Annotated in this window: 1 protein-coding gene; it reads right to left on the bottom strand. The window is 66.5% G+C overall.

What is annotated here, in order from left to right; translation table 11 throughout:
- The coding region (locus I6U14_RS04600) for an alkaline phosphatase D family protein (protein ID WP_296897251.1) at positions 1-1,539 on the bottom strand (1,539 nt) is incomplete at its 3' end.
- Between the last annotated feature and the right edge of the window lie 289 nt (positions 1,540-1,828).

The raw sequence follows: 1,828 nt of genomic DNA, 5'->3' as shown, positions 1-1,828 counted from the left end.
GGCATGCCCCGCCTCGACGACGAATGATGCAATAGTCTCGCAAGACGCTTCGCGCTGGCGAACGCTGGCAACGCCGCGCAGGTCCGCTGTCAAGCGGTTCGGTGTCAGCGTGAGCCGCAGATAGCCGCGGTGCTCGCCAGTGGCATAGCGGATGTGCGGATTCTCGCGCAGCACCGCTTGGATGCGCGCCTCCGGGGGTGGGCGCGAGGTGATGGAGGTGCCCACGAACTCACTCGCAACAGTGGGGGAGCCCTCATCGGCGAAGTCCTGCTTCAGATCTGTCACCCAGAAGGAGTGGACATCGCCACCGAGCACGACGGGATTCGCGCAGGCGCCCTCTGCGAACAGGTCAAGCAGCCGGCGGCGCGCGGCCGGGTAGCCATCCCAGCCGTCCGAGAAGAACAGCCCGCCGGGGCCCGCTTTGCCGTCCGCCAGTGCCATCAGTGTCTGTTGGCCGAGCAGGTTCCACTGGGCGTCCGAGGTCCGCAGGCCGGCTGCGAGCCATCGCTCCTGGCGCTGACCCAATAGTGTCGCCGCGGGGTCCAGCCGCGCAGCGCATTGGTCGCTGATAAAGTTCGAGCCGGCCCGTCCAGGCTTCGGGCAGGGCTGCTGGCTGCGGTACTGACGAGCGTCCAGCATATGCAACGTTGCGAGCTGCCCATAGCCGACGCGGGTGTGGATGCGCATGTGTGGGCCGAAAGGCACCATGCCGCGCGGTAGTGGCATGTGCTCATAGTAGGCGCGATAGGCGGCGGCACGACGGGCGAGAAACCAAGCGGGCTCATCGTCGTCCTGTGAGATAGCCCCCGCGTAATCGTTGTCCACTTCATGGTCGTCCCAGACGACGACCCAAGGGCAGCTCGCATGTGCCGCCTGCAGATCCGGGTCGGATTTGTACAGTGCGTAATGGCGGCGATAGTCAGCCAGGGTCACCGGCTCCTGCACCCCCTGAGAACGCACGAAATCATCACCCCAGGACGACTCGTAGATGTAATCACCGAGGTGCAGGAAGAGATCCAGCGTGTCAGCAGCGACATGCGGATACGCGGTGTACCAGCCCTGCGCATAATGCTGGCAGGAGCCGACACCAATCCGCATTCGCTTTGCGAGCTCTGTTGCTGCCGGGGCTGTGCGCAGGCGGCCCACCGGGCTGGTGGCATCGCCGCAATGGAAGCGATACCAATAGTCACGGCCCGGCTCCAGGCCGTAGGCCTCGACATGCACTGAATGCGCCCAATCGGGCGTCGCATAGGCTGTGGCGGAGGCGGCGACAGCCCGGAACGCCGCGTCGTGCGCGATTTCCCAGAGCACGGGCACTGACGCAGGCATCATGCCGCCGGCGGGCGCGAGGGGGTCAGGGGCGAGCCGGGTCCAGAGCACGGCGCCGTCGACGCGCGGGTAGCCGGATGCAACACCGAGGGTGAACGGATAGCTCGCAAAGCGCGGCCGGGTAAGCACGGGGGCCGCGACAGTGGCACAAGGCAGCAGCGCCAATGTGCAGAGCAGGTCGCGCCGAGTCAAGCCGGCTCTTTGTCGCATCGCAGGGTCTCCGAGTGGGGCAGGACGCGGGGATCGTACCAGGGCCGTCTATCTGCTTTGCAACCCTGGCATCCCGGGGAATCGAGGCCGGCGCCTTCCTCCCGGGTAGCGCTGCGCCAGCCCAAACCGAACGGACTCTGTTTCCCGACGGCTCTGCCTGTAGGGCCTCCCAGACAGAGTCTTAGTCGGCCCTTGCTGACGGCCCCCCTTCACGGAGCGCAGAAGATTTCGGGTGGGCAAATAAACCCCCCGGCACCACGGGGAGCAGGCGGTTGTAGGGCCGAGCCGC

Origin of the sequence: Thiohalocapsa sp. (genome assembly GCF_019695415.1) — a bacterium.
Lineage (GTDB): Bacteria > Pseudomonadota > Gammaproteobacteria > Chromatiales > Chromatiaceae > Thiohalocapsa.
The sequence above is the reverse complement of the archived record's forward strand: the minus strand, read 5'-3'. Positions and strand labels throughout refer to the sequence as shown.